General features: G+C 42.7%; 6 protein-coding genes. 4 read left to right on the top strand and 2 right to left on the bottom strand.

Going from position 1 to position 6,347, the window contains the following annotated elements:
* Positions 1-44: 44 nt before the first annotated feature.
* Complete coding sequence (locus tag QT973_RS19755) at positions 45-626, bottom strand: hypothetical protein (protein ID WP_333231957.1); 582 nt, start codon at positions 624-626, stop codon at positions 45-47.
* Between the two features lie 663 nt (positions 627-1,289).
* Between QT973_RS19755 and QT973_RS19750 the strand changes: the two genes are divergently transcribed.
* From QT973_RS19750 to QT973_RS19735, 4 genes are all read left to right on the top strand, one after another.
* Positions 1,290-3,269 (top strand): SpoIIE family protein phosphatase, encoded by a 1,980-nt coding sequence (locus QT973_RS19750; RefSeq protein ID WP_333392022.1) that lies wholly within the window; start codon positions 1,290-1,292, stop codon positions 3,267-3,269.
* A gap of 76 nt (positions 3,270-3,345) precedes the next feature.
* Positions 3,346-3,924 (top strand): DUF6272 family protein, encoded by a 579-nt coding sequence (locus QT973_RS19745; RefSeq protein WP_333054011.1) that lies wholly within the window; start codon positions 3,346-3,348, stop codon positions 3,922-3,924.
* A gap of 46 nt (positions 3,925-3,970) precedes the next feature.
* Entirely contained in the window at positions 3,971-4,315 is a 345-nt protein-coding gene (locus QT973_RS19740; RefSeq protein ID WP_333054010.1) for a slr1659 superfamily regulator, read from the top strand.
* A gap of 70 nt (positions 4,316-4,385) precedes the next feature.
* A complete protein-coding gene (locus QT973_RS19735; RefSeq protein WP_333054009.1) occupies positions 4,386-5,861 on the top strand; it encodes an adenylate/guanylate cyclase domain-containing protein in 1,476 nt (491 codons plus the stop codon).
* A 225-nt stretch (positions 5,862-6,086) separates the two neighbouring features.
* On the opposite strand, the gene QT973_RS19730 is transcribed toward QT973_RS19735, so the two are convergent.
* Entirely contained in the window at positions 6,087-6,311 is a 225-nt protein-coding gene (locus tag QT973_RS19730) for a zinc ribbon domain-containing protein (RefSeq protein ID WP_333392020.1), read from the bottom strand.
* Positions 6,312-6,347: the final 36 nt, after the last annotated feature.

Genomic DNA, 6,347 nt, shown 5'->3' with positions numbered 1-6,347 from the left:
AAAGCCTGTTCCAAAAGGAAACTTATATTTCCTTTCACGTACATTTACCTAGGTAACTTTTTTTCCAAACGCAACACATTTCCCCTAGCATTAGTGCGGTAAACCCAAGTTTGCCTACCATCAGAAACCACAACCCGCCAACCTTCGACAATCATTTGACCGCAAATTTCATCCGCTTTCGCGAGTCCTAAACAAGTATTCGGCCAACTTTGTCCGCTTGATTCAGTTACTTTCAACTTGTCAGCAGCAATGCCAGTGGAGTCCGACAACTCTCGGCGAACTGCTTCTGCTACGGTTGCGGGCAATTGCTTCGGGGGATTTTTGCGCGTACCCTCGGCAAAATTCCCCGGTTCGGAAGTGAGAGTATCGAGTGCCAATACCGAATAGCTGATGTTTTGGGGCACTGCGGCTGAGGAAAATTGCTGCGCGGTTTGCTGCTGTTGCCTTTCCAACTGGGCAAGGGAATCTTTGATGGCGCCCGCGTTAGCTGCTGCGGTGTGTCTTAGTGCCGGATACATTTCCCATACCAGAATTCCTGTGAGCACCAAAGCCAAGATTACTGGATTGGGCTGCTTTTGGTCTCGGTTTTTATTTTTTTGAAATTTATTTTGGGAGATTCTTTTCATAATATGCCCTCTGCCTCACTTTACACAATGCGCGATCGCTCCTGAACACTCAACTGCAGATACTTATTTAGACACTATTGCTGGTGCTATTGGTTCCTTTGTGCAGAACCGATTTGACTGCTGGTGCGTGGGGGGCAAGTATTTTCTACTCGCTGTCGGCAGTTGTGTTTCAGGAAACTTGCACTACCCAGTTATTACTTAATTTTTACTTGTTGTCTCCGGGTATTAAGAAAAATTTATGCTTAAGTAAATATTCTTAAAAGCCTCTACTCCTGCCCCCGAATCTCAGTACAAATTACTATTCTTCGTTCCAAAACTGCTAAACGTGTTTTAGACTGGGGGAGGCGAGCTCAGCCAAGGATATCACAGGGATGCCACAAAAATTGTTGCCACTGGACGAAAACGCATTAGAAATTAAATCAGCTAAGCTGTTCGGCATTTAAAAGAGGATAGTAGGGTGCGTCATTACAGAATTGTTTCTCGCATAAGCGCGTAAGTGTTTACTCCTGACGCACCTACAAGCCTCGTTACTGGTTTAAATGATCCACAGCTTATCGCTGATTAATTATATTAGCATTCGGGTTTTCTAGAGCGATCGTCCCCGCAACTACTTTAGTAGCGATCGCTACTTTTTTAGTACAATATTCTTAAAATCTATCGATTATGAACAGAAAATCCCTGGGAATCCATTTAATGAATCGGCTGAGCTATCCTCAAAAATTTACCTTAATTGGTTTTCTATTTGCAATACCGTTAACCTTGGTCATGTACCTGCTAATTTCCGAAATTAACAGCAGAGTTGATTTTGCCCAAAAAGAAATCTACGGAAATGAATACCTGCGGCGACTGCGCCAGTTGAGGGAATATATACCGAAACTTCAACTCTTAAATTATCCGAATCAGAGGTTAAATCCTAGTTTAAGCAATTCAGAATTCAGAACAGATTTAAAAGCCAAGATAGATCATAAATTTCAAGCGATAGCTAATACAGATAGCCAGCTTGGAAACACATTAATTTCCAGTAAAAATTTTAATAATATTTATCAAGATTGGCACAATTTCAAACTTCGCCACAGCCATTGGAGTTTAGAAACTTACGATTTTTTCTATCAACGTTTAGCTACAGACATTGATAGACTGAGCGCTCGCGTCGGCGATACTTCTAATCTAATTTTAGACCCGGATCTAGATACCTATTATTTGATGGATGCTACTTTGCTGAAACTTCCAGAAATCCAAAAAATATTGTCAGAGATTAGGCTGATCTCTCAAATAAAAAACTTGCGTTCCGATGCCACACCTGAAGAAAGAGCGAAACTGATTACTTTGGCAGGCAAATTGAGAGAAATTAATCAGGATTTAGCTATCAATATGGAGGTAGGATTTAGCAATAATCCTCACGGGAATCTGATCCCGAAATTAAGGGAGTATTTAACAAACTTTAACTCGGTAGTAGAGCAGCTAACTGAGCAACTAGATAAACTGATTAAGCCCACAGCATTAGTGGAATATTCTGCCTATCTTGATGGGAGCGATCGAGTTCTGAATTATAGTTTTGAACTGTGGGATAAAACTATCAAGGAATTAGACTTTCTCCTGCAAAAACGCATTGATAGTTTCGTTGCCAAGAAACGCATAATTTCTATTGTTGTGTTAATAACCTTAGCCATAGTTATTTATTTATTTGTAAGTTTTTATAGAAGCGTTATGCAAACTGTGTTTGTCCTTGACGAAGCTGCAAAAAAGATGGCAAGCGGCAATCTTGACCACAAAATTATTTTGGATAACAGAGATGAACTGGGGCAAGTTGTGGGTGCTTTTAACAAAATTGCCGATGCCTTAGTTGGTGCAAATCAAGAAATTACTGTTCTCAACGATCGCCTAAAAGCAGAAAATATGCGAATGAGCGCTGAACTAGACGTTACTCGCAAGATTCAGCAGATGCTGCTGCCCAAAGACTTAGAACTCAATGAAGTTGTGGGGTTAGATATTGCGGGATTTATGGAAGCTGCTGAGGAAGTAGGGGGCGACTATTACGACGTACTCCAACACAAAGGTAGAGTAAAAATTGGCATTGGAGATGTGACGGGACACGGATTGGAGAGCGGTGTTTTAATGATTATGGTGCAAACGGCAGTAAGAACTTTGCTCGCCTACAATGAACCAGACCCAGTAAGATTTTTAAGTGCTATTAACAGTGTAATTTATGATAACGTGAAGCGGATGAAATGCGACAAAAATGCTAGCCTTGCCTTGCTAGACTATGAGGAGGGGATGCTGAAGTTGAGCGGCCAGCACGAAGAAATGATTGTTGTGCGGTGTAACGGTTGTGTAGAGCGGTTTGATACAATCGATTTGGGTTTCCCGATCGGGCTGGATGTAGATATTGCTGAATTTGTTGCTGAGAAAATTGTGCATTTGCATTCAGGAGATGTGGTTGTGCTTTACACTGACGGGATTACGGAAGCTAAAAATATGGATAAACTGCTTTATGGTTTAGATAGGTTAATTGAGGTAATAAAAATTCATTGGCAGCGTTCTGCTGCCGAAATTAGGCACGCTGTAATTAAGGACGTGCGATCGCACATCGGCGAACAAAAAGTTTTTGATGACATCACATTGCTGGTACTCAAACAAAAATAACTACTTGAATATCCCTCCTAAAGTTTAAAATATATTCAGTGATCCCCTCATCTCAAACTTTAGCTCTCACATCGATATGACTCAGATTTTCGGAGATTTCATCGAGCAGCCCGCTAGCCAAGAATACTTAATAATTGGATTTTCTCCGAGTTCGGTTCCTCTCAAGCAGCGGTGGCGGAACAACGGTTTGTCTGCTGATTTTCTGGCTGATTACCTGACGACTTTTTTTCCGGGCAACCAAGATGAACCCTCGACAATTGAAAGACAAGCTGAAATAAAAAGTGCTGTTAGCTACATTGCCAACGAGTTATTGGAAAATGCCATGAAGTTTAATGATGAAACCTCCGACTACCCGATCGATATTAAACTGCAATTAGAGAGCGAGGGAGTGATTGTCTCAGTGGCTAACAGCATCTCTCCGCAAGCGGTGGACAAGTTTCAGGCTTATATTCAGGAGTTGCTGGCCTCGGAGCCAAGCGAACTTTACCTTCAGCGGTTGGAAAAAAATGCTGCTGACGACAACAGTACCAATTCGGGATTGGGTTTGTTGACCATGCTCACCGATTATACCGCCAAACTTGGCTGGAAATTCCAGACCGTGCACAAAGACCCGGAAGTAATTGCGGTGACAACTATGGTGCAATTAACAGTATAAGCAACGCTGGCGATCGATAATATCTAAGGGACTTTTTTTTGTGGCTATGGAAATTAATACAGAAGATTACCAGATCTGTTACGATCCAGCAACGGCAACCGTGAGTTTTATTGGATCTCTAAGGCTGAGCGGGCCTGCTGAGTACGCGCCGATAGGGCAGTTGCTGGCCCAGGTTGCCGACTTGGAACCGACGAAAATTACCCTCAATTTGCAGCAGTTAGAATTTTTGAACAGTTCTGGCATCAATATGCTATCGAAGTTTATTATCGAGATCCGCAAAACAGCCAGGGTGCAAATGGCGGTACAAGGCTCTCAAAGCATAGCTTGGCATGGTAAATCTTTGAGGAATTTCCAGCGCCTGATGCCTGGTTTGCAGTTGGATTTTCTATAAAAACACGATTACTTTTAGGGTGCGAAATGTTAAGTAATTTTTTGTTAGTCGAGGCGCAAATTCTCGAGTTATGCTGGAAGAACAACCATCTAGAGAACAGCTACTTTTAGAGATAGAAAGATTGCGCCAGCAAGTGGAAGACTTGAAGGAGGAAAAAGCGGATCTGGAAATCTTGCTGGAAACTACTGCTGAACATTCCGATACGGTTGAAACTGAGTTACGCTCTCGCGCATTCGAGGCGGTGCGCGAAGGCGAAATCAAGCTGGCTCAATTTCTCGAAGCGATTCCGGTAGGCGTGGTAGTGCTCGATTCTCAAGGCAAACCTTACTACGTAAATCACGCCGGACAGCAGTTACTCGGTCAAGGAGTTTTGCCCTTAAATTCTGTTGAGGATTTGTCAGAAAGTTATCAAATTTATATCGCGGGAACGGAGACAATTTATCCTTTCGAGAATTTGCCGCTCGTCCGAGCTTTAAGGGGCGAAAACGCGACTGCTGACGATCTGGAAATTCATCGAACCGACAAGAAAGTTCCCCTAGAAATTTGGGGAAGGCCAATTTTTGACGATGGTGGCAAAGTTGCTTTTGCGATCGCAGTTTTTCAAGATGTCACGGAACGCAAAGAAGCTGAATCCCAGCGCCATTTATTTATTAAGGAACTATTTGACGTTAACCAAAATTTAGAAAAATCCCTGGATGTCGAATCAGACTTAACTGATGCCTACGGTAGATTTGTGCCACACCAATTTCTAAATTTGTTGGGATATGAAAGTATTATAGATGTCCATTTAGGCGACCAAGTGCAGCAGGAAATGTCGGTGCTATTTGCGGATATTCGCGACTTCACGACGCTTTCAGAAACTATGACTCCCCAAGAAAATTTTAAATTTATCAATGCTTACCTTTCGCGGATGGAGCCTGCGATTACTAGCAATAACGGGTTTATTGACAAATACATCGGCGATGCAATTATGGCTTTGTTTAGTGACTTTGCAGATGATGCAGTGAAAGCGGGTATTGCAATGCTAAATATCCTCAAAACTTACAACGAATACCGTCAAGGCGTCGGCTACGTCCCGATTCAAATTGGCATTGGCATCAATTCGGGTTCTTTGATGCTGGGGACAGTCGGGGGTAAAAGCCGGATGGACAGCACTGTGATTAGCGATGCTGTTAATTTAGCATCTCGCATTGAAGGATTGACCAAAGATTACGGCGTACCTCTGTTAATTTCTCAGCAGACTTTGGAACGGTTGCGAAATCCCACCGATTATGCAATTAGAATTGTGGATAAAGTACAGGTAAAAGGAAAATCTCAATATGTCGTAGTCTATGAGGTATTTGATGCAGATCCGCCCGAAAGTTTGTCGGCAAAGCTAGCAAATTTGTCTGTATATAATGAAGCTATGTTACTGTGCGAGCGGAAAGAATTCCGAGAAGCAGGAAAATTATTTGAAGAGTGTTTGCGAACAAATCCCAGCGATCATGTAGCTCGCATTTACCTGAAACGCTGTCGGGATTGGCGATCGCTCCTCAAAGGAATTTAAAGCAGCTTACTCGATTTTAGATTTTAGATTGACTCCATATAGCAATTCTCGCATCACTTGTGAATTTCTTACTTTCTCCCCGCAGGTTCGGGGAGGGTTGGGGTGGGATAAAAAATTTACGACTCCTGTAAGGATTGATATATATCTTAAGAGTGATGACTGACCTCTGGAATCTGTCAAAGGTTTGACATACTCCCCAGCTATCAAGGCGAGGGGATTCTAAGCTCAAACAGCAATTGCAGGCACAGCCTGTCTAACATCGCCTAACTTAACGGTTGACGCCCCACCAAGGAAAACAAGCAAGTTATTTATTGCAGCGTTCTCGTCTCTGCTGTTCACCTTCTGGCAGGACGGACATCGCCATTCACGAACTGATAAATCCAATTCTTTCAGAACGTGTCCACAGTGGGAGTTAGAGTCGATGGGGAAATCACTTTCCCCACCTCTCATTCAGAACCGGACTTGAGACTTTCACCTCATCCGGCT

The sequence above is a fragment of the Microcoleus sp. Z1_A1 genome (genome assembly GCF_036700305.1).
Classification (GTDB): domain Bacteria; phylum Cyanobacteriota; class Cyanobacteriia; order Cyanobacteriales; family Microcoleaceae; genus Microcoleus.
The sequence above is the reverse complement of the archived record's forward strand: the minus strand, read 5'-3'. Positions and strand labels throughout refer to the sequence as shown.

Bases quoted from the DNA above. Each gene is read 5' to 3' on its own strand.
- QT973_RS19755 (WP_333231957.1), bottom strand. From the start codon at position 626: ATGAAAAGAATCTCCCAAAATAAATTTCAAAAAAATAAAAACCGAGAC.
- QT973_RS19750 (WP_333392022.1), top strand. From the start codon at position 1,290: ATGAACAGAAAATCCCTGGGAATCCATTTAATGAATCGGCTGAGCTAT.
- QT973_RS19745 (WP_333054011.1), top strand. From the start codon at position 3,346: ATGACTCAGATTTTCGGAGATTTCATCGAGCAGCCCGCTAGCCAAGAA.
- QT973_RS19740 (WP_333054010.1), top strand. From the start codon at position 3,971: ATGGAAATTAATACAGAAGATTACCAGATCTGTTACGATCCAGCAACG.
- QT973_RS19735 (WP_333054009.1), top strand. From the start codon at position 4,386: ATGCTGGAAGAACAACCATCTAGAGAACAGCTACTTTTAGAGATAGAA.
- QT973_RS19730 (WP_333392020.1), bottom strand. From the start codon at position 6,311: ATGAGAGGTGGGGAAAGTGATTTCCCCATCGACTCTAACTCCCACTGT.